This is a genomic window from Amycolatopsis sp. cg5 (assembly GCF_041346955.1).
Classification (GTDB): domain Bacteria; phylum Actinomycetota; class Actinomycetes; order Mycobacteriales; family Pseudonocardiaceae; genus Amycolatopsis.
In genome coordinates this window covers 7,417,657-7,435,414 of the sequence record NZ_CP166849.1, presented here as the reverse complement: position 1 = coordinate 7,435,414, position 17,758 = coordinate 7,417,657, and the positions used below count along the sequence as shown (strand labels likewise).

Genomic DNA, 17,758 nt, shown 5'->3' with positions numbered 1-17,758 from the left:
GTTCTGCGGCGTGAACTCGGCGGACTCGCCGGGCGGGGCGATAAGGACGACCTTCTCGCCGTCACTGTAAATCTTTACAGTGACCTCCTTACCTGCAACGCTGTGGCACGTGACGCTCGTTGTGCCCTCTGGCAGGGCTCCGGATAGGACCTCGACCACGGGGATCTCCCTTTCGACCTGCCAAAGCCCCTGGTCAGCCCTGGCTTGGTGTCACCTGTACGGAGTGTCCGGGGATGGTCTACTACCCTTGGGTCTCCGCGTTGAAGTATTGTGCGGTTAAATCTTTAAGAGACACAACCGCAAACGATCAACTTACGTAAAGATTTCACCCGTACGGATTAGTGACAGCCGTGCCGGAGATGTCGCCGGGACTGCATGAAGGTGGAGGTCAAGTTGGACGCCGACAGGTCCAGCGAGTCCAAGCTCAACGTTCGGCAACGCCGCGTCGCGCGGTACCTACGCGGCTGGCTGGCCAGCGCCACCCCGAAGACCAATCAGGCTGCACTCGCGAAGGAACTGGGCTGGTCGCCCGCCAAACTGAACCTCTTCCTGACCGCCAAGAAGCCGACGCCCGTCGCGGAGATCATCGCCATCGCGACCATGCTGCACGTGGACGAGCAGGAGCGGGACCGCGTTGTCGCCTACGCCCGTAAGGGAGAGCAGGACGAAGCATGGTGGGCGTCGTACAGCGACGACGCCATCCAGGGAAGCGCCGCGGACTTCATCGAAACCGAGGCCGAGGCGTCGGCAGTGAAGAACTTGCAGATGAACCTCGTTCCCGGCCTGTTGCAGACCGCCGACTACGCGGGTGCACTCGTTCGTTCCTGGCTCGAAGAACCGAACGAAGCGGTGGTCGAGGAACGGAGCAAGGTTCGCCAGCGGCGGCAGGCTCGGCTCACGGACGAGAAGTACCCGCTCAAGCTGCACGCGCTGGTGCACGAGTCCGCGCTTGAGCAGAACATCGGCGGCCTGGACACGATGCTGCAACAGCTCGACCACCTCGTCACGGTCGCCGATCTGCCCACGGTCACTCTCCAGCTCATCCCGAAAGAGGTCGGCGAGTACGCAGGCTTCGGAACGTCGTTTCACCTGATCACCTTCGACGACGGAGGGGACGCCGCCGTGCACCTGGAGAACCTGACCTGGGGCATCTACATCGAGGAGGACGCGCAGGTCGCGGCGTATACCCTGAACTTTAAGCGCGTGTTGACGCACGCGTTGGACCCGGAAGCGACCGTCGAGCGGATCAAGGAGATTCGAGCCAGGCGGGCGCGTGATCGCAAGGAGTAGTAACCATGTCCGCCCAAGGTTTCGCCGGGCTGCACTGGCGAAAGAGCACGTACAGCAATGGGCAGCAGGAATGTGTCGAGGTGGCGAACCTGCCCGACAACCGGAAGGCTGTCCGGGACTCCAAGCTCGGAGATGAGAGTCCCATTCTCACGGTCGATCGTTCCGGCTGGTCCTACCTGGTCGGAGCCCTCAAGGCTGGAGAATCCAGCTAGTCCCCACCCACTCGAACATGAAGAAGCGGCTCCCTCGCACTGGCCACGCAACCTGGCGAGGGAGCCGCTTCTTTCGTGTTACCGCCGGACCCGAGGCGGTCTTGACCGAGCCTACGGGATCACCCCCGGCACTAGTCCATGTTGGTTACAACCCGTGCATGACTGGCGACTCCCGCAGTACGTTGGAGGCGGTAAAGATTTACCGATCGACAACGTGAAGGGAAGTAGCCAGTGTCCGCAATCATCGACAGTTCCCCGGCCGCGATCACGGCCGAGCAGGCCGACACCACCGAGTTGTTGAGCATCGTGACGAGGACCCTCCCGGAGGCCAGCGCGCTCGACCGCGTGACGCCGTGCCGCCTGGAAGAGTTCATGACCCCGAACGCGCTCACCGCTCACCTGTAACCGATCCGGCCGCGAGCCAGCACTGGAGGAACAAGTTGACTGACTGGAAGCGCGTCACCCTGGAATTCACTGCTGGCTCGCGGTCGATCCGGCCACCCGAGGAACTGTCGTTGGCGGAGATCCTGCTCGCCAACCGGCTTCCTCCGACCATGTTTCAAGCCTACGAAGCACGGTCCCAAAGCGATCTTGCCGCAATCCCGATGACCACCTTGCTCGCGAACATCCCGGACGAACACCACGTGGTCCTTCGGTGCATCCGCAATACCGACATCGACACCCTGCGCAGTGCCGACATCGAGGTCATCCAGCGCGATCAGGCCCCAGTCGCCGGGCTGCTGGACATCGAGTACGGCCGCCGAGAACCGCTAAGCCGCGTACACCTGGTGGACGACGACACCCTCCGGGAGATGGTCTCCGACCAGATCGTGACCTTCCTGCAGAAGCACGAAGTCACCACCTCGATCATGGCCGGGATCTCCGGCGGCGGGGACAGCAACACGCTGGTCTACGGCCTCACCAAGGCCGTCCGGGCGTCCGTGCTGCCGGCGGAAGGCGTCACCTGCTTCACGCTGGCGATGGAGCCACTGTGGCCGGAGTCCGCGGTCGACCGAGCCCGCGAACTGTGCGATCGGGCCGGATTTCAGCACCGCGTCCTGTACGCCGATGACATGACGAATCTGCTCGGCATGAGCCGGTCCCCGGCCGAGCTGTGGGAGTCCTTCCGGCGCGACTACGGGCCGGACACCGTGCACTTCTTCGGAACGTGCTTCGTCAACCTCATCGGCCGCCGTCTCTGCCGGGAGCTGGGCGGACACAACCTCGCGGTCGGGTACAACCGCGAAGACCTGCTCGCCGAGCTGCTGTTCTGCTTGATGAACGGCCGGAAGCCTCTCCCGTACCCGGTCCGGCGGATGGGGGACGTGAACTGTGTGTTCCCGCTGTGGGAGATCCCGAAGCACCTGCTCGACGCCTGCTATCCGCGCTACAGCGCGAGCAATTACCGGGAACGAGTGGACAGCACGACCCCGCAGCGATCCGCGATCTACTTCCTTGCCCACTGCCTGGACGCCCTCGGCCCGGAGATCGGCCTGTCCCTGATGAAGGGCGTACGCGGGCTCATGGACGAGATCGGCGGCTGGGAGGAACTGGCCCCCGTGGACGGAACACCGCTGATGCGCACCGGAATGAGTGACGCGGGCACCGAGCAGCAGGTGCTCGGCCTACTGCGGGAGTTCTTCCCGGAGTGGTCGCCGACAGCCTGACCGGCGCGGACCTGGTGCGGAGCCGCCGGGCCGGTCCACGGTCCGGCCAGCGGCTCGGCCAGAATGGACCTCCCTATCAGCATCGGAATAAAGGACACGTAGATGGCGAAGGTCGAGCCCCCGTCCGGTACCAGGGACTTCATCGGCGACGAGGTACATCGCCGGAAGGCTGCGTTCGAGCGGGTGAGCACGATCTTCGAGCATCACGGGTTCGCGCCGCTGGAAACCCCGGCGTTCGAGCGGCTGGAGACGTTCGCGGGCAAGCTCGGCGAGGAAGCCTCGTCGCTCATCTTCAAGATCATGAAGCGGGGCGCGAAGGAGGCCACCGGGGAAGCGGACTTCGCGCTCCGCTACGACCACACCGTTCCGGCAGTCCGAGCCGTGGTGACCCACGGAAGCCGTCTGCCGTCGCCGTTCAAGCGCTATGTCATCGGCAATGTGTGGCGAGCTGACCGAGCTGCCCGCGGTCGCTTCCGCGAGTTCGTCCAGTGCGATATCGACACGTTCGGCTCGGCGTCCCCGCTCGCCGACGCCGAGATCGTCTGGGCGTTGAACGGCGGGCTGGAGGCGCTGGGCGTCACGGAGTTCACGTTCCAGATCAACTCGCGACAGGCGCTCTACGGCCTGTTGGAGGCGTACAGTGTCCCGGCCGAGCTGGGCACGAAGGTGCTCGGCTCACTGGACAAGCTGGACAAGGTGGCCCCGGACGTCGTGGTCGCCGAGCTGGTCGAGCGCGGGCTGCCCAGTAATGCGGCGGAAGGGCTGGTCGCCGATGTGACCGCGCCCGACACCGACCGCATCCGCAAGCAGCTCGACACCACCGAGCGGGGCCGGGCCGGGCTGGCCGAAGTGGACCGCCTCCTGTCCCTGACCGATGGGTTGCCGCCGGGCCGCGTCGTGTTCACCCCCCGCATGGTCCGGGGGCTGGACTACTACACGGGTCCGATCTTCGAGGTTGCCGCCGCCGGGTTCCCGGGGTCGATCGCCTCGGGTGGCCGGTACGACGAGCTGGTGGCCAAGCTCGGCGGGCCGGACATGCCCGCCTGCGGCGGCTCCATCGGCATCGAACGCATCCTCGCGATCCAGGAAGCCGAAATGCCGGCGGAACGCGGCCTGGACGTCGCGCTCACGGTCCTCGGGGCCGAGGAAGAGGTAATGCGCTTGGCGGGCCAGCTCCGCGCTCACGGGCTCCGCACGGGCGTGTATCTCGGTACCTCGGGCAAGCTGGCCAAGCAGATGAAGTGGGCCAACGACCAGCACGCCCGTACGGTGCTGCTGTACGGCCCGGACGAGCAGAAGACCGGCGACGTGACGATCAGGGACATGGAATCCGGCGAACAGACGCAGGTCCCGCTCGCCGAGGTCGCGCAGACCCTTCGCGCTCGACTGGCCGCGTCCTAACGACCGGCCTATGTGGCTCGTGGACAGCAGGAACCCCCGGCGCGGTGCGAACGCGCGCCGGGGGTTCCTTACTCTGGTGCGATGAAGGATCGGCCTGTGGACGACAAAGCGCATATCCGGGACGAACTGGACTTGAGCGAGGCACGATGGGTGCGGGCTGCGCCCGAGGACGTCCCTGGTGACGGCTACTTCGAGTACGCCTTTGTCGAACACACAGACGGCATTACCTACACGGCATTGCGGGAGTCAGCGAAGCCGAATGGCCCGGTTCTCATTTACACCCCCTCGGAGTGGGACGCCTTCGTGAAGGGCGTCGTTGACGGCGAGTTCGACTAGGCCGCGCGACCGGCCGGTCGTCGCCACGCACGGAGGTCGTCGTGGTGGTCGAGCAGCAGGTGCTCCGCGATGAGGTCGGCGACGTAGACCCGGCGGCAGAACACGCACGAGGCCCGGGAGCGGAGGCGGGTGACCACGGCCGGGCTCGGGCGGCGCGGGGTCCGGCCGCGCCTGCGGGCGGCAATCTCGGTGCGAACCCGGATGGACAGGTTCTCCACGATGTCCGCCAGCTCCCTCAGCTCGTCGTCGGGCAGCTCGGTGACGCAGGACTCGAGGACGGCGAGCCCGGCCACTGTGGACGCCTTCACGGCCGGGACTCCGGACGCGTGTACATGGGGACGTTCGGCCACAATCCAACCTCCAACTCAGCTCGGCGGGCGCACGATTCGCACACCCGGACAACCACCGGGAAATCCCCTTCGGGGAGTTCGGCGTTCACGTCGCCGGTGACGGCGGCGAGCGTGGTCTTCACCTGGTCGGCCGGGATGCCGAGCGCGGTCAGGCCGGCGGAAGCGAACGCGGCGTCTCCGATGAAAGCGAGGCCGGTGTCCGTGCCGGTCATGCACACCACGCAGGACCCCTCGTAGTTCCCCTGAAGGTTCGGCGGGGGCGGGAACTCGGTCACGGCTGACTTCCCTTCGGGATTCGGAAGTAGCGTTCGCTGATCACCGCGTTGCGTTTGCGGCCCTGGTTGAGCCGGAAACCGTGCCGTGCGAGCCAGTGCTTGAGCGGCGCGACCTTGGTTTGGGGGCGCTCGGTCTCGACCGGGGAGGCCGTGGCGGACAGGACCAGGCCGTGGAAGTCGGCCCATTCGGTGAGCAGGCGCATCGCGCGCTCGGCGGCCCCGTTGCGCCGCTGGTCGCGGTGCACGCGGATCAGCTGCACGACGACGTGCCCGCCGCTGGCGCGGTGGACGTCGAGGGCTTGCAGCTCGGGCACCGCTTCGCGCACCAGGCGGACGAATTCGGCGACGTCGGTGCCGATCACCTCGTACGGGTCCTCGTCGACCAGTAGGAACAGGGTCCGGCCGTTGTCCCACTTCATCCAGAGCTGGCCCCCGTTGCCGCCCACCACGGTTCCCTCGGCCCCGACCGGCAGCGGGTCCGGGTCGCCCTGGAGCGGGCCTGTCAGGCGAATACGGGTGCCGTACGGGACCGGGCAGGGCAGCGGTGTCCGGCGGAAGAACGCTCGGGTTCTGTCGTCCACTGTGGCTCACCGGCCCTTCGGCTGGTGGTCGTGGTCGGCGACGAAGCGGTCCGCCTTCGCCACGTGCCATTCGCCGCGCTGCTGGTCGTGCACGATGTAGTGCCCCGCGATGATGGTTTCTTCGCCGTCCCTGGTGTAGATCGACAGGGACCTGCCACCGAACGGGCTGTCTCCGGTCCACGGCACGTCACCGCCTGCGCGTTCGATCCAGGCAAGGACACGGTCGAAGTTCGCCTCGGTGAGCTGGACGGCGCGGACGCTCCGCGGTTTGATCGTCCAGTCCTCGGCGACGTTGTCGTACGGGTCGATGGTCATGTCATTCCTTTTCCTGTGGTGGCACGGAATCGTGGAGGGTGCCGACCGGGAGGGTCCATTGGCCGTCGTTGACTTTGACCTTGAGGCCGCTGTCGAAGGCGAACCGCACGCGGCGTATGTCGTCGCCTCGGAACTCGCCGAGCAGGACGGACAGGTCGTCGCCGTCCACGACGACCGTGCGCGACATCGGTTCAAGCTCTTGGTCGAGGGCTCGCCGTAGCAGGGTGCGCACGGCAGCGGCCCGGTTGGTCCCGTGGCCCAACGCCCACGTCTCGACGCAGGCTTTCAGGTCGTCGCCGATCTCCTGGCGGATCGGGCCGCCGATGGCGGGCCGTCCCTTGCCGCGCTTTTCCGTTGACTCGCTGGTGTTCTGCTGCTGTTCGGGCATCGTTGCTCCGTCCACTTCTCGTGGTGGGGCGGCACCGATGCGGAATCTGATGGTCATGCGTCGAGCCCTTGAGCGGCCAGACTCCTGACGACATTCCGCAACGATTCCACGCCCACATTGGATTCCTGCGCCACGACGACCCATTTGAAGTCGCGTCGCCGGAGGTATCCGACCTCGACCTCGTACAGGTCCAGGCCGTTCAACTTCACGATGATCTTGCGGTACTTGCTGCGGCCGTGCGGACCGTAGAGGAACATCACGCCGTCCTCCATGTACACGAGGTCTCGGGCGCTGATCTCCAATAGCAGGTCTCGGCCGAGCTGCTGCCAGATGACGTCGGTGTCGGCGTCAGCCAGCCGCTTCTCTCCGATCGATACGGGTTTCTTGGGCTTCTCCGTCACGTTGGGGGTGTTCCTTTCTGGACCTGTCCGGGTCATAGCTGTCCTGTGTGGACACCGAGCGCCTACCTCCCCTCGGGAGGGGAGGTAGGCGACGGAATCAACGCGACGGCGTATGGCCCCGCAGGCATTGCAGCGGCCGGTCTGGCTCGGTGAACCAGAAAGTCCAGCCGTTGCGGTTCGGTGCGATGTCCGGGTTCAGGGCCGCAACAACGGCGCACGCCGCGCCGCTCGGGCTCTTGAACGACTGACCGGCAAGCTCGCCGGTCGTGACGTCCACCCGTTCACTGGCCGTGTGGTAAACGGCCTCGACGCGGGTTTCCTGATATATCCCGAAGATCTCCACCGTCGACTCTGACCCTGGTGCGCCGTGCTGGAACTGGTCCAGTAAGCGGGAGATGACCTCTCCCTCGGAGATGCTCCATGCGCGTGCCAGGAGCCGGATTCTCTTGTGGCCCTCGGGGGACACTGCCACGTCAGGCATCGGCTCATCCCTCCTTTCGGACCCGGTTCACGGTGGCGTCCCTGCGCTTGCTGGTTCGCGGGTCGCCGAGCACCGCATCGACCGCGCGGCCCAGATGCGGTGTGCAGCAGTACCGCCCCTCGGTGCCGTCGTTGAAGTAGGTGACAAAGTGCGTGGCTTCCTTGCCACACACTGACTCCACCTTCCGGAACCGGGTCGCGATCGAACAGAAGTGGTCAGCCATCTGCTTTCCCCTTCTCTCGCCGGGCCTGCTCGGCGCGGATGAACGCTTCGGTGAACTCCACACCGGACGGCGTGTAGTTCTGCCGTTCGAAGTCCAGCGACCACCGCGATAGCGCCTCCTGCAACAGCTTCGTCGCGATTCCCCGCCGTCGCCGGTCTTCCCGAACCTGGATCAGGACTTCGCCAGCCTTCACGCGAGGTGCCATGTCTTGCGGGTAGTGGTTCAAGATGCCGACCAGCACGCCGTCCACGTCGCGGAACAGCAAGCAGTCCACATAGGCCCCCGGGCCGAAGAATTCCGAGACGTCGCCCCGGAAGTAGGTGATCCCCGGCGGCCCCCCGGCCGGGTACTGCCCAGCCTGCGACGGCCACGAGAACACGACCATTTCCCGGATGAGCCGGGCGAGCCCGCCTTCACCGCTCACAGCACACCCCCGTCCAGGGCGACCAGGCCCATACGCCACGACGGGCGGCAGCTCAGCCGCTCGTCGGCGTGCGGGCATTCCATCTGCTCGACGCCGAGGTTCCACGTGTTGGCCTCGTCGTCGTGCACGAGCGTGGGCTGACCTTCCAGCTCCGCGACGTGCAGTTCGCACCAGAAGCTGTACGAGCCGTCCTGTACCGGTGCAATGTTGTCGGCGAACGACCGGAACAGGTCCGCGAACGCTTTCCTTGCCACACCACGGAATTCGAACCGCTGATCGTTCGTGGTGGCCTCGTCCTCGAACTTGCCGCGCACGGTGCACCGGCCGTCTCCGCGATCGGTGATGGCTCCCGTCAAGGTCATGCCGCCAACCTCGAACGCGTACATCTCCGGTTGGACCACATTGGACTGTTCGGTCATCAGAACCGCCTCCCCCGCATGTTGCGCAGGGTGATGCGCCCAGACTTGATCTCGGTCATCAGGACGCGGATGTAGGTGTCCGCCTTGTCGGACAACGAGGTGTCGTCCCCGTGCCGATCGGGACAGCCGAGGAAGACCGCCGTGCCGAAGTACAACTCGTACACGACGTGGTTGAAGCCCGCGACGAGGACAGTGGCGTACTCGTTAGGCATCGGGAGTTGCACCCCCTTGCCGTTCTCGTCTACGTACATCGTGGCGGCACGAGCACCTTCGCCGAGGCGGACCGCTTCCACGTGGTCGCAGTTGATCGCCGCATACAAGGCGTTCAGAAAGTCCAGCCCTGTCGCGGGAAACCACTTCTCTTCGATCTCGCCGTCCGGGGTGACGACGAGTCCGCGCAGGCCGCTCACTGGTCGACCTCCTCGACCTGCCAGGCCCAGCCCAAGCCGAGGGCGTACAAGCCGTCGTCATCGGGCTGCACGACCGCAGACGGCCGGAACGGGCTGTCCGGGGTGAACACGAGGACGTATCCCTCCTTCGACCACTCGCAGATCGGGGACTCGTCGCTGCCCTCGGCGATCCGGTTGGTCCAGGCGACGACCTCTTCGGCGATCGGCTTGGTGAAGCGCGGCTCGGCGTAGGCGCCCGCAGTCGGCGCGTCGTTCAGATACGCCTCGAAACGGGGATCGAGGCGCGATCCTTGTATTTCCACATACACGTTCGCGCGCACGCCAAACGTGGTGTTCTGATCCGATTGCATTAGATGTCCGGGTCCTTTTCTTCAAGTGGGTTGAGAGGCCCCTCGTGCACCCATTTCGAGAGCGTCCCGCAGGATCAAGACAAGGGGGGACCGCGGGCGCGATCCGGTGAGTCAGGTCATGCGAGCAAGCCACCCGAGCAAGGGGGCAAGGAGGGGTGTCCGGGTCCTCGTACCCGCCGATTAACGGGTACCGATTAATCGTAGGGGGCCGGTGGCGGCCGGGACAATATTGATCGACCGATCATCGGATGTCTGATCCGACCAGGCGATCCGGCCCCTAGACGTGCGACAGCCCCCGACGCGAACGTCGGGGGCCGTCTGCCGGTAACCCACTTGATGACCCGGACATGGATCTCCAGAAAGGACCCGGCGATGGCCACTGTAGCGCGATCGCGCAACGATGCGAAGTGCGCCTCTCACTAGGCCCTCGCAGGTCGATGATCTTTCAACCATCTGTTCGAGGTCATTCGTTCGTCAGTGTCGGGCAAATGTGCTGCCGGAAATTGTTTCAAAGAACAATTGGAGTGTCCGGCGGGCCACCTCCTGCTCGGCCCGCCGGACACCTTTCAAAAGAGGTTGCGGGAATCGACCGGGATTCCTTTCCTTAACCTGTCCGGGTCGGGTTACCGTCCCGGTCGATGCCATCCCCGTCACCCGCAACCTCGTCCGCCCCTGATCGCTGGAATGCCACCAGGGGCAGCCTGTGTGGACCGGTCGCTCAGCGCCTCGTCCTGCACGCCGCGCAGTAGCCCTCCCGGGCGTCGTCCGGGTCGTAGGTCATCTCCCCGCAGGACCGGCACGCCAGTCCCTCCAGCTTCGCGCCCAAGTGCAGGACGGCGCTGGCGGGCAGGTCGTCCACCTCCACACCGTCCAGGCGCGCAGCGGGCACGCTCTCGCCCGTTTCCGGGGTCGCCGACCACAACACCTGACCGTTGCCGAGCACGCCTTCGTACGCGCACCTGCAAGGGATTTCGGTCCCGTCGTCCAGCAGGAGCCGCACGCCCTCGGGCTTCTGCAACCGCAGCGACGTCAGCAGGTACGCCTGCGCCCACATCGCCCACGTCTCCGCGTACAGCGGCGGGGCGCTCATGCGACGGCCGCCTTCCGACCTCCCCGCCGCTGCCGGGCCTGAGTGGACACCGCAGCAGCTCTCCGCCGCGTCGCCCGGTCCGATCGCCGCGCAGCCGCAGCCTGTTCCTCCAGCGCCTCGCGAATCGCGACCTCCCGGGCGTACCGGCGGCTGATCCGCACGCCCTTGGCGAGATACCCCTTGGCTTCGGAGTAGTCGCCCCGGGGGTCCAGCTCCACGAAGCTGACGACCCTGCCACGGCGGAGGGTGATGCGGAACCTCGACCGCTTTTTCGCCTTGCAGCGCGGGCACACGAACACCTTCTCGTGCGTGGCGGCCGAGTCGTTGTACGCCTCCAGAAGCGGCACGTCGTCCTCGTCGGGGAAGTCGTGCTTTCCTCTGCGGCACTTGGCGAACGTCGGGTTGTTCCTCAGATACTCGTCGACGTCAGTGATCTCGTCGTCGTTGACTGACATGATGTCCAATCACGTTGTGGGGCTGCTCATTTGGTCCGGCGGCGCGGCTTCCCGTTGCGTTTGCCGTCCGGGGTTGGTGATGTCTGGTTCAACTGCTCCCACGACGGGGAGTCCATCGTGGACCAGACCTCATCGACCCAACGGTCATACGCCTCGCGGGGCACCATGCCGCGCTCACCCAGATCTGGCCATCCGTTTCGGCGTGCCCACTCCCGCACCCTGCGGCGCGCGGACGCGAACGCCTCCCCAGTGGAGCGGCTGAACGGTCTTTGCGGGTCCATCCACCACGGCTGACCCTTCACCGGAACCGGGATGATCGTCTCCAATGGACCTTGCCCGCGGCCATCCGCCGGCCGCAGTTCGGCGGGATCGTCGGCGTCCTCGCGGACGCGGCGGGCCGCCTTGCTCCAGAACGCCACCATGCGGTCGAACCGCTCGGCGTCCTCCGCTGGAAGCCAGCGGGTGTACGACTTCTTCCCCACAGCGAAAGTTCGCTTCTTCAGATCGGTTGTCCACTCGGCGAAGTCGCTGTCGAACCGCTCAGCGTTGTCCTCGCACAAGTCGATCGTGAACTTTCGGGACCCCAGATCGAACGCTCTTGTGGTGGTCGCGTCCTGGGAGTCGTCCAGGTCGTCCACCGTGCTGATGATGGTTTGGATCTTCTGAGCCAATGTGGACTACCCCCTCGTCACCGCTCACCCTCGCACTTCTGGCGTTTGCGGCGACCTCTCATGCGGACCACCTTCTGCCGGTCCTGCTCGGCTTGACTCACCGCCTCGGACACCGTGAGACGTCCGGGAGTCGCCCGGTACGCGTCGTACTGCCGCCGGATCTCGGCGGGAATACGACCGCGCGTGCTCACCGGAAGGTCGCGCTGCCGCGCCCACTCCCGGATCGTCGCGGCGTCCTCTTCCTCGTCTTCCGGCACCGGCGTGTCTCCGAGCCCGGCCTGACAGGTTCGCCGGTGCTTCGCCAGCACGAAGCGCATGTCCTGCTCGCCGCGAGTCGAGTCAAGGTCCACTTCGTACAGCGTGGCGCTTCTACCGTCAGTGCTTCCCGCGTGGTCGTCGGGAGGATCGTCGTCCACGACCACGATGAGAGCTACGTGCCCCATGTGAGTTAACTCTTTCTGTCCGGGTCATCGGGTGCTTACACACCCCATGTGTTCGTGCTACCCCCGTTAGGGGGAGACCTTCCGGATTCAACATCAGCAAATTTCGATCAGCAACCGACATCGCCCGCTGACCCCGATCGAGGTACAAACCGGACAGACGAATTCGGAGAGTGAAAAAGGCGCCGGGGCCAGGCATCTGCTGACCCCGACGCCTCCACGAACGGGGAAAGTCCCTCGGATGGCGTAGTGACTTTTGCCGTCACGCCAAGGTTGATCACCACCCGATTGGCGGTAGTTAGGCAGCGGCCTCCAGCTCGTCCGGCTGCTTGAACCTTATGTCGATCGCCATAGGGTCGAACCCGCTACCTCGGCGCGCGGTCACGTTCACGGTCACCTCCATGAGCGTGTCCAGAATGAACCGCTTGCTGCTCAACGGCTGTCCGGTCCAGACCGTCGCCACGTCCTCGACGCCGACCAGGTTCGTCAACGGAGACTCCACAACGGACGATGACAGAAGCCGGTCGATCTCGGTCAGCCGGTCCCGCGCAGTCTTGGTGGCGCTGAGCATCTGCCCCCGGTCGATCAGCCCGAGAGCCCGGTCCTTGGCCATCCCGTCCATAGTCACGCGGATAGTAGCCGCCTCGGTACGCAGCGCATCGGTATCGACCTCGATCTCCGGCACCCGGTAGATGAACCCCTCCACGAACTTCGGGTCCCGCGCCACGCGGTTGAGCAACGTGGCCTGCACGTAGGTGTCCAGATTCGCCGCGTTCCGCGCCAGGTGGTTGCGCTGCTTGCACACGTACCGGGGAGCTGTCAGCCGCTTGCTTCCGCCGAGGCTGACCTGACACGAGGTCCCGTCCCCGTGGATGCCGCACAGGTAGAGGCCGCTGCCCAAGTACTTCGGAGTCGCCCCGACCCCGGGCTCCAGCGTGTTCCGCGACGGATCGGACAACAACCGGACGACAGCCCGGTACGTCGCTTCGTCCACAATGGGCTTACCGGGGATCTTGCCGACCTCCTCGCCTTTGTAGACGGAGATGCCCGCGTTGCGCGGCCGGAGCAGGATGCCCCGCAGAAGGTCCGCCGACCACGGAACCCCGGAGACGGTGGGCACGTCACCCTCGCGCAGCTCGGCCGCCAGCGCCCGCAGGCTCCACAGCTTCTTCGTCTTCTGGTTGAGCTGGAGAACCCGCTTCGAGCAGTACCGGATCACCTTGGCCTCGGCCGGGATCTTGGTCACCCCGTCCTGCTCGAACCCGAACGCCCGAAGGCCGCCGTGCCACGCCCCAGCCCGTGCCTGTCGCTCGCGTGCCTGCGAAACCCGCCGGGACGTCGCCCGGCTCGCCGCGTTCGCGAACGAGACCATGTTCCGCGCCAGCGTGATCTCGGCGTCCGTCCCGCCGTCGGTGAACGTCAACGAACCCGATAGCGACCTAGCGTTGACCTTCTTTTCCTCGGCGATATCGATGAAGTCTTCGAGGTCGCGCGGGTCGCGCATGGTCCGGTCCAGGTCCTCGGCCAGGACCGCGTTCGCCCGCCCTGCCTTGAGGTGTCCCAAGGTTTCGCGGAAACCGGGACGCACCACGCGCATCGCCGTGGTGCCATCCGGAAGAGTGACTTTGCGGCGCTTAAACGCCGAGGCGTTCCGGGCCTTCCCGTTCTTCCGGTTGACGTCGTTCTCGATGATGACCTTGAAGATGCCCCAGCCGAGCCGCTCCGCGAACTCGCGCAACTTCTGCTCTCGGCTGCTGAAGGTCTTGCCGTCTCCGTTCTCGTCCAGGTCGTCGTCCCGAAGGTCCGACAACCGCAGGTAGATAATGGCTTGTACTGGGGAAATGACTGTCCGGGTCATGGTTCGGACCGTCACAAACCCTTTGTGTCATAAACAAGTTTTCGGCAAGACCGCGCTCGCGGTGCACTGGGCGCAACGGACCCGCGACCGCTTCCCCGACGGGCAGCTCTACCTCGACCTGCGTGGCTACGGTCCCGAACGGCCGGTCGAGCCCGGTGACGCGCTGTCCGGGTTCCTGCGCGCGCTGGGGGTCGACGGCGCGGAGATCCCCGCCGAGCCGGACGAACGCGCGGCGAAGTTCCGGACCGTCCTGAATGGACTGAACGTGCTGCTCGTGCTGGACAACGCCGGGTCGGTGCCCCAGGTCAGGTCGCTGCTGCCCGGCTCGCCGACCTGCTCGGTCGTGGTCACCAGCCGGGACACGCTGCCGGGGCTGGTCGCCAGGCACGGCGCGCGCAGGCTGGGCGTCGACCTGCTCGAACCGGCCGAGGGATTCCGGCTCCTCGAAACCTTGGTGGACGGCCGGGTGGCCGCGGAACCTCGGGCCGCGCGCGAACTCGTCGAGTACTGCGTGCGGCTTCCGCTGGCGTTGCGGCTGGTCGCGGAGCTGGCGATCAGCAGGCCGAGCGCGCGGCTCGCGACGCTGGCCGGGGAGCTCGCCGACGAACGGCGGCGGCTCGATCTGCTCGACGGGGGCGGTGACCCGCATACCGCGGTGCGAGCGGTGTTCTCGTGGTCGTACCGGCATCTTCCGGCGGACGCGGCGCGGGTGTTCCGGCTCTGGGGCCTGCATCCCGGCCGGGATTTCGGCGCGGAGGCGACCGCCGTGCTGGCGGGCGTCGACGTCGACGAGGCGGGCCGGTTGACGGATCTGCTGGTCAGGGCGCATCTCGTGCAGCAGACCGTGCCCGGCCGGTTCCAGTTGCACGACCTGCTCCGGGTCTACGCCGGTGAGCTGGCCGCGGACTGGGCGGTCGACGGGCGCGAGGCGTTGACCAGGCTCTGCGACTACTACGTCTACGCCGCGTCGCGCGCGGTCGACGTGGTCGTGCCGCAGGAGAAGCATCTGCGGCCGTCCGTTCCCTTGCCGGAGAACGAGATCGTCGACTGGCCGGACCGCGCGACCGCGCACGCCTGGCTGGAGACCGAGCACGCGAACCTGCTGGCCGTCGCCGGGACCGGCGCCGGCTACCTGCGGCAGCTGTCCGGGATCCTGTGGCACTACCTCGACGTCGGCGGCTACCACGAGGACGCGCTCGAACTGCACACGCACGCCTCGGCGATCGCGCAGGAGACCGGCGACCGCGCGAGCGAGGTCGACTCGCTGACCCTGCTCGGGCTCGGCTATTGGCGGGTCGGCCGCTGCCGCGAGGCGTTGCGCCATCTGGAGCAGGCGCTCGCCATCGCCAGGGAAACCGGGAACCTGCAACGGGAAAGCTACGTCCTCAACACGCTCGGGCTGGTTTGCCGGGGACTGGGCCGGTTCGGCGACGCGCTGCTCTATCTGCGGCGGGCGCTGGAACTCGCGCGGGAATCCGGCGACCGCACCAGCGAGGGACTCGTGCTCGTCGTGCTCGGCTGCGGCTGCCGGGGCATGGGCTTGTTCGACGAGGCCGTGACGCATCTGGAGCGCGCGCTGCGGCTCGCGCTGGAGATGGGGGACCGGACCAGCGAGGGCTACGCGCGCGTCAACCTCGGTGACGTGCTCGGCGCGCTGGGCAGGCGCGAGGAGGCCATCCGGCTGCTGGAAGAGGGCATCGAGCACTTCCGGGAGACCGGCACGCACACGAGCGTCGGGTACGCGCGCGGCATGCTCGGCGACGTCCACCGCTCGCTCGGGCGCTACGACGCGGCGTTGGCGCAGCTCGGCGAGGCGCTGAAGATCGCCAGGGAAACCGGCGGGCGGGTCAACGAGAGCGTCGCGCTGAAGAACATCGGCGACGTCTACCGCGACCAAGGCCGGTTCGACGAGGCGCTCGAACACCTCGAGGACGCGCTCGCCATCACCAAGGAGACCGGCGACCGCGGCGTGGAAACGCGGGTGCTCAACAGTTTCGGCGCGCTCGCGTGGGCGCGCGGCGAGCCCGCCGAAGCAGCCGGTCACTACCGCGAGGCGCTGGCCATCGCGATCGAGACCGGCTGCCGCAGCGAACGCGCGGTCGCCTACGCCGGGCTCACCCGGCTGTCACCGGAATATGTCCAGATGCGCGGCTAACCACTCGTCGAAGGTGTGCGGCGGCCTGCCGACGACCTCCTCGAAGACCGGCAGCACCTTGCGCGCCTGGATGCGGAACTCCTCGCGGCCCAGGTTGCCGAGCGTGGTCTCGACGACGAGCGGCTGACGGCCCGCCTTCTTGACCGCGCCGAGCAGCGCCGGGATCGGCACCTCGACCAGCTCGATCGCGGTGCCGAGCGCGGCGGCGATCTTGTCGATCCGCTGGGCGACCGTCAGCGCCTCCGGCCCGCCGAACCGGTACGTCTTGCCTTCGTGGCCCGGCGTGGTCAGCACGGTGACCGCCATCGCGGCGACGTCGCGCGGGTCCACGACCGCGACCGCGGGTTCGGTGCTCGCCCAGAAGACCTTGCCCTGCGCCTTGATCTGGTTCGCCCACAGCCGCACGTTCGACATGAACTCGCCGGGCCGCAGGAACGTCCACGCCGGGCCGCCCGGCCGCTCGGCGATCTGGCGCAGCGTGCGCTCGCCCGCGAGATGCCAGGTGCTGACGAGGTCGCTGAACCCGTACTCGGCGCCGATGATCGACAGCTTCACGATGTGCCGCACACCCGCGTCGGCCGCCGCGCTCGCGAGATTCGCGTCGTGCAGCGGGGTTTCCGGGCCGCCGCCGGTCAGCAGGAACACCCTGTCGACGCCGGCCAGCGCGGCGACGAGCGACTCCTGATCGCCGAGGTCGCCCTGGACGACCTTGACCTGGGGGCTGAGCGCGGCCTCGCGATCGCGGACCAGCGCCCGCACGTCCGCGCCCGCTTCGAGGAGCTGGGCCGTCACTTCCCGGCCCACCACGCCGGTCGCGCCGATGACCAGGATCATGCCGTGCTCCCTCCGTCGATCACGATGTCCGAGCCGACCGCGTAGCCCGCGTCCGGCGAAGCGAGCCACAGCACGGTGCCGACCACCTCGGCCAGGCTGCCGACCCGGCCGATCGGGACGGCGGTCTTGAGCCGCTCGGTCTGCTGGTCCACGTTCTCGCCGCGGATCAGCGAGAACGGCGTGGCGATCGGGCCGGGGCTGACCGAGTTGATCCGGATGCCCTCGCCGATGTTCTCCAGCGCCGCGGTCCTGGTCATCGCGGTGATCGCCGCCTTGGCCGCGCCGTACGCGCCGGTGCCGGGAATCCCCTTGCGCGAGCCGATGATCGACGACATGTTGACGATCACCCCGCCGCCGTGCGACCGCATGTGGCGGATCTCGTGCTTCATCGACAGCCACGTGCAGGTGGCCACCGAGAGCGCGCGCGACCACGAGTCGAAATCGAGCTCGGCGAGCGGGCCGCCGACCATCAGGCCCGCGTTGTTGAACGCGATGTCCAGCGCGCCGTGCCGCTCGACGGTGGCCGCGACCATCGCCGCCGCGTCGGCCTCATTGGTGAGGTCGGCGACGACGTGGGTCGCTTCGATCTCCTTGGCCGTCTGCTTGACCGGCTCCTCGTCGATGCCGGCGACCACGACGGTCGCGCCCTCGGCGGCGAACGCGTGCGCCGCCGCCCTGCCGATCCCGGTGCCGCCGCCGGTGACCAGCGCGACCTTGCCGGTGAACCGCATG

26 protein-coding genes are annotated in these 17,758 nt (G+C 67.0%); 7 read left to right on the top strand and 19 right to left on the bottom strand.

The window, feature by feature from the left end:
* Positions 1–393 precede the first annotated feature (393 nt).
* The 6 genes from AB5J62_RS33410 (at position 394) to AB5J62_RS33385 (ending at position 4,906) form a co-directional block, all read left to right on the top strand.
* Complete coding sequence (locus AB5J62_RS33410) at positions 394–1,290, top strand: helix-turn-helix domain-containing protein (RefSeq protein WP_370943983.1); 897 nt, start codon at positions 394–396, stop codon at positions 1,288–1,290.
* Between the two features lie 5 nt (positions 1,291–1,295).
* A complete protein-coding gene (locus AB5J62_RS33405) occupies positions 1,296–1,502 on the top strand; it encodes a DUF397 domain-containing protein (RefSeq protein ID WP_370943982.1) in 207 nt (68 codons plus the stop codon).
* Positions 1,503–1,733: 231 nt separating this feature from the next.
* Positions 1,734–1,907, top strand: coding sequence for a hypothetical protein (locus AB5J62_RS33400; RefSeq protein WP_370943981.1), 174 nt, complete (start codon positions 1,734–1,736; stop codon positions 1,905–1,907).
* Positions 1,908–1,942: 35 nt separating this feature from the next.
* Positions 1,943–3,169 (top strand): hypothetical protein, encoded by a 1,227-nt coding sequence (locus AB5J62_RS33395; protein WP_370943980.1) that lies wholly within the window; start codon positions 1,943–1,945, stop codon positions 3,167–3,169.
* A gap of 102 nt (positions 3,170–3,271) precedes the next feature.
* Entirely contained in the window at positions 3,272–4,570 is a 1,299-nt protein-coding gene (gene hisS / locus AB5J62_RS33390) for a histidine--tRNA ligase (RefSeq protein ID WP_370943979.1), read from the top strand.
* An 81-nt stretch (positions 4,571–4,651) separates the two neighbouring features.
* Positions 4,652–4,906 (top strand): DUF397 domain-containing protein, encoded by a 255-nt coding sequence (locus AB5J62_RS33385; RefSeq protein WP_370943978.1) that lies wholly within the window; start codon positions 4,652–4,654, stop codon positions 4,904–4,906.
* On the opposite strand, the gene AB5J62_RS33380 is transcribed toward AB5J62_RS33385, so the two are convergent.
* The 17 genes from AB5J62_RS33380 to AB5J62_RS33300 form a co-directional block, all read right to left on the bottom strand.
* Positions 4,903–5,214: a hypothetical protein gene (locus tag AB5J62_RS33380; RefSeq protein ID WP_370943977.1), complete on the bottom strand. Its 312-nt coding sequence runs from the start codon at positions 5,212–5,214 to the stop codon at positions 4,903–4,905. The genes AB5J62_RS33385 and AB5J62_RS33380 overlap by 4 nt on opposite strands.
* Positions 5,211–5,468, bottom strand: coding sequence for a hypothetical protein (locus tag AB5J62_RS33375; RefSeq protein ID WP_370943976.1), 258 nt, complete (start codon positions 5,466–5,468; stop codon positions 5,211–5,213). The genes AB5J62_RS33380 and AB5J62_RS33375 overlap by 4 nt, the downstream gene beginning before the upstream one ends.
* 59 nt (positions 5,469–5,527) lie before the next feature.
* A complete protein-coding gene (locus AB5J62_RS33370; RefSeq protein ID WP_370943975.1) occupies positions 5,528–6,112 on the bottom strand; it encodes a DUF4314 domain-containing protein in 585 nt (194 codons plus the stop codon).
* A gap of 6 nt (positions 6,113–6,118) precedes the next feature.
* A complete protein-coding gene (locus AB5J62_RS33365) occupies positions 6,119–6,427 on the bottom strand; it encodes a hypothetical protein (RefSeq protein ID WP_370943974.1) in 309 nt (102 codons plus the stop codon).
* A 1-nt stretch (position 6,428) separates the two neighbouring features.
* Positions 6,429–6,815 carry a hypothetical protein gene (locus tag AB5J62_RS33360; RefSeq protein WP_370943973.1) on the bottom strand — a complete coding sequence of 129 codons (387 nt, stop codon included), beginning with the start codon at positions 6,813–6,815 and terminating at the stop codon, positions 6,429–6,431.
* Between the two features lie 53 nt (positions 6,816–6,868).
* Positions 6,869–7,216, bottom strand: a complete 348-nt coding sequence (locus AB5J62_RS33355) for a hypothetical protein (protein WP_370943972.1) — start codon at positions 7,214–7,216, stop codon at positions 6,869–6,871.
* Between the two features lie 97 nt (positions 7,217–7,313).
* Positions 7,314–7,697, bottom strand: coding sequence for a DUF4357 domain-containing protein (locus AB5J62_RS33350; RefSeq protein ID WP_370943971.1), 384 nt, complete (start codon positions 7,695–7,697; stop codon positions 7,314–7,316).
* A 4-nt stretch (positions 7,698–7,701) separates the two neighbouring features.
* Positions 7,702–7,920, bottom strand: coding sequence for a hypothetical protein (locus AB5J62_RS33345; RefSeq protein WP_370943970.1), 219 nt, complete (start codon positions 7,918–7,920; stop codon positions 7,702–7,704).
* On the bottom strand, positions 7,913–8,344 hold the full coding sequence (locus AB5J62_RS33340; RefSeq protein ID WP_370943969.1) for a GNAT family N-acetyltransferase: 432 nt from the start codon (positions 8,342–8,344) through the stop codon (positions 7,913–7,915). Before AB5J62_RS33340 ends, AB5J62_RS33345 begins: the two co-directional genes overlap by 8 nt.
* Complete coding sequence (locus tag AB5J62_RS33335) at positions 8,341–8,763, bottom strand: hypothetical protein (protein WP_370943968.1); 423 nt, start codon at positions 8,761–8,763, stop codon at positions 8,341–8,343. The genes AB5J62_RS33340 and AB5J62_RS33335 overlap by 4 nt, the downstream gene beginning before the upstream one ends.
* Positions 8,763–9,173, bottom strand: coding sequence for a DUF3846 domain-containing protein (locus AB5J62_RS33330; RefSeq protein ID WP_370943967.1), 411 nt, complete (start codon positions 9,171–9,173; stop codon positions 8,763–8,765). The genes AB5J62_RS33335 and AB5J62_RS33330 overlap by 1 nt, the downstream gene beginning before the upstream one ends.
* Complete coding sequence (locus tag AB5J62_RS33325) at positions 9,170–9,493, bottom strand: hypothetical protein (RefSeq protein WP_370943966.1); 324 nt, start codon at positions 9,491–9,493, stop codon at positions 9,170–9,172. Before AB5J62_RS33325 ends, AB5J62_RS33330 begins: the two co-directional genes overlap by 4 nt.
* Before the next feature lie 748 nt (positions 9,494–10,241).
* Complete coding sequence (locus AB5J62_RS33320) at positions 10,242–10,613, bottom strand: hypothetical protein (protein WP_370943965.1); 372 nt, start codon at positions 10,611–10,613, stop codon at positions 10,242–10,244.
* A complete protein-coding gene (locus AB5J62_RS33315; RefSeq protein ID WP_370943964.1) occupies positions 10,610–11,068 on the bottom strand; it encodes a hypothetical protein in 459 nt (152 codons plus the stop codon). The genes AB5J62_RS33320 and AB5J62_RS33315 overlap by 4 nt, the downstream gene beginning before the upstream one ends.
* A 26-nt stretch (positions 11,069–11,094) precedes the next feature.
* On the bottom strand, positions 11,095–11,739 hold the full coding sequence (locus tag AB5J62_RS33310) for a histone-like nucleoid-structuring protein Lsr2 (RefSeq protein WP_370943963.1): 645 nt from the start codon (positions 11,737–11,739) through the stop codon (positions 11,095–11,097).
* Positions 11,740–11,756: 17 nt separating this feature from the next.
* Positions 11,757–12,089 (bottom strand): histone-like nucleoid-structuring protein Lsr2, encoded by a 333-nt coding sequence (locus tag AB5J62_RS33305; protein ID WP_370943962.1) that lies wholly within the window; start codon positions 12,087–12,089, stop codon positions 11,757–11,759.
* A 388-nt stretch (positions 12,090–12,477) separates the two neighbouring features.
* Complete coding sequence (locus AB5J62_RS33300) at positions 12,478–14,037, bottom strand: recombinase family protein (protein WP_370943961.1); 1,560 nt, start codon at positions 14,035–14,037, stop codon at positions 12,478–12,480.
* A 61-nt stretch (positions 14,038–14,098) separates the two neighbouring features.
* On the opposite strand from AB5J62_RS33300, the gene AB5J62_RS33295 reads away from it, so the two are divergent.
* Positions 14,099–16,192: a tetratricopeptide repeat protein gene (locus AB5J62_RS33295; protein WP_370943960.1), complete on the top strand. Its 2,094-nt coding sequence runs from the start codon at positions 14,099–14,101 to the stop codon at positions 16,190–16,192.
* Here AB5J62_RS33295 and AB5J62_RS33290 read toward each other — a convergent pair.
* Positions 16,163–17,026, bottom strand: a complete 864-nt coding sequence (locus AB5J62_RS33290; protein ID WP_370943959.1) for an NAD(P)H-binding protein — start codon at positions 17,024–17,026, stop codon at positions 16,163–16,165. The genes AB5J62_RS33295 and AB5J62_RS33290 overlap by 30 nt on opposite strands.
* Positions 17,023–17,757: an SDR family NAD(P)-dependent oxidoreductase gene (locus AB5J62_RS33285; RefSeq protein WP_370943958.1), complete on the bottom strand. Its 735-nt coding sequence runs from the start codon at positions 17,755–17,757 to the stop codon at positions 17,023–17,025. Before AB5J62_RS33285 ends, AB5J62_RS33290 begins: the two co-directional genes overlap by 4 nt.
* Between the last annotated feature and the right edge of the window lies 1 nt (position 17,758).

What these genes read in the sequence shown, in the direction of transcription:
- AB5J62_RS33290 (WP_370943959.1), bottom strand. Translation starts at nt 17,026, where the DNA reads ATGATCCTGGTCATCGGCGCGACCGGCGTGGTGGGCCGGGAAGTGACG.
- AB5J62_RS33350 (WP_370943971.1), bottom strand. Translation starts at nt 7,697, where the DNA reads ATGCCTGACGTGGCAGTGTCCCCCGAGGGCCACAAGAGAATCCGGCTC.
- AB5J62_RS33405 (WP_370943982.1), top strand. Translation starts at nt 1,296, where the DNA reads ATGTCCGCCCAAGGTTTCGCCGGGCTGCACTGGCGAAAGAGCACGTAC.
- AB5J62_RS33285 (WP_370943958.1), bottom strand. Translation starts at nt 17,757, where the DNA reads ATGCGGTTCACCGGCAAGGTCGCGCTGGTCACCGGCGGCGGCACCGGG.
- AB5J62_RS33315 (WP_370943964.1), bottom strand. Translation starts at nt 11,068, where the DNA reads ATGTCAGTCAACGACGACGAGATCACTGACGTCGACGAGTATCTGAGG.
- AB5J62_RS33375 (WP_370943976.1), bottom strand. Translation starts at nt 5,468, where the DNA reads ATGACCGGCACGGACACCGGCCTCGCTTTCATCGGAGACGCCGCGTTC.
- AB5J62_RS33320 (WP_370943965.1), bottom strand. Translation starts at nt 10,613, where the DNA reads ATGAGCGCCCCGCCGCTGTACGCGGAGACGTGGGCGATGTGGGCGCAG.
- AB5J62_RS33335 (WP_370943968.1), bottom strand. Translation starts at nt 8,763, where the DNA reads ATGACCGAACAGTCCAATGTGGTCCAACCGGAGATGTACGCGTTCGAG.
- AB5J62_RS33360 (WP_370943973.1), bottom strand. Translation starts at nt 6,815, where the DNA reads ATGCCCGAACAGCAGCAGAACACCAGCGAGTCAACGGAAAAGCGCGGC.
- AB5J62_RS33365 (WP_370943974.1), bottom strand. Translation starts at nt 6,427, where the DNA reads ATGACCATCGACCCGTACGACAACGTCGCCGAGGACTGGACGATCAAA.
- AB5J62_RS33345 (WP_370943970.1), bottom strand. Translation starts at nt 7,920, where the DNA reads ATGGCTGACCACTTCTGTTCGATCGCGACCCGGTTCCGGAAGGTGGAG.
- AB5J62_RS33300 (WP_370943961.1), bottom strand. Translation starts at nt 14,037, where the DNA reads ATGACCCGGACAGTCATTTCCCCAGTACAAGCCATTATCTACCTGCGG.
- AB5J62_RS33385 (WP_370943978.1), top strand. Translation starts at nt 4,652, where the DNA reads ATGAAGGATCGGCCTGTGGACGACAAAGCGCATATCCGGGACGAACTG.
- hisS (WP_370943979.1), top strand. Translation starts at nt 3,272, where the DNA reads ATGGCGAAGGTCGAGCCCCCGTCCGGTACCAGGGACTTCATCGGCGAC.